The 835-nt window shown below is 23.8% G+C and carries 1 protein-coding gene; it reads right to left on the minus strand.

The features are described from left to right. Positions 1-44: 44 nt before the first annotated feature. Positions 45-812 carry a hypothetical protein gene (locus CCO88_RS09025; RefSeq protein WP_002787287.1) on the minus strand — a complete coding sequence of 256 codons (768 nt, stop codon included), beginning with the start codon at positions 810-812 and terminating at the stop codon, positions 45-47. Between the last annotated feature and the right edge of the window lie 23 nt (positions 813-835).

An 835-nucleotide genomic window follows, 5' to 3' on the forward strand; every position in this document is an offset into this window, starting at 1 on the left:
TTTAACAATGTTTTCTTTCTCTTCTGTCATATTTTCCCTTTCTTTTATTCTAAAGATATTTTATCTTTTATGTTAAAAATTCTATATAAAATAATTTTATTTTTATCGTTTTTATAATACTCTAAATCTACTAAAAAATTAAATCCATAAGGATTTTTCAAAACTTCTTCGGCTATTTTCTCATCACTAAAACTAACATCAACCGCATAAGGACTTAAAGCATCGCACTTTGCCTTATGTTTTGTTTTATTGTCTATTTTATTTGTAGTTTTATACATCGTTATCAAAGCATTTTCATGTATCTTTTGATATTCAATTTCCTTTTTTTCGCAAATGTAATTAGCATTTTCATAAATAAGCTCAGCTTCATCACTATTTATTCTCAAAAGTTCTTCACCTTTATGATTGATAAAAAAAGTATTTTGATTTATAGTAACGGGTGCAAATATATTTTTTAAATTATTGGCATTATACTTAGTAAAATGCGGATTTTCTTCTATTTCTTCTATACTTTTTGATTTGATATTTTTAAAAGATATGATAAGTTCTATAAATTCATTTAATGCTTGAATAGGTGCAATAATAGGCAAAACTTCTCCTGCTATTTCAAAAACCAAAGAATATATATCACTGCCAGTTTCAACTTTTTCTAAAAAAATTTTACTTTGTGTTATACCGTGTTCTTTTGATATAAAACTATCCATTAATTTTTGAAAACTTAACAAAGAATTAGCCATTATCCCAAGTTCTATGTTTTCTTCATGGATAATTTTTATTTTAAAATTAACAATATTTTCTTTCTCTTCTGTCATTTTATTCCTTTCTTTTAATTTCT

It is taken from the genome of Campylobacter coli LMG 9860 (assembly GCF_000254135.1).
Taxonomy (GTDB): Bacteria; Campylobacterota; Campylobacteria; order Campylobacterales; family Campylobacteraceae; genus Campylobacter_D; species Campylobacter_D coli.

What these genes read in the sequence shown, in the direction of transcription:
- CCO88_RS09025 (WP_002787287.1), bottom strand. Translation starts at nt 812, where the DNA reads ATGACAGAAGAGAAAGAAAATATTGTTAATTTTAAAATAAAAATTATC.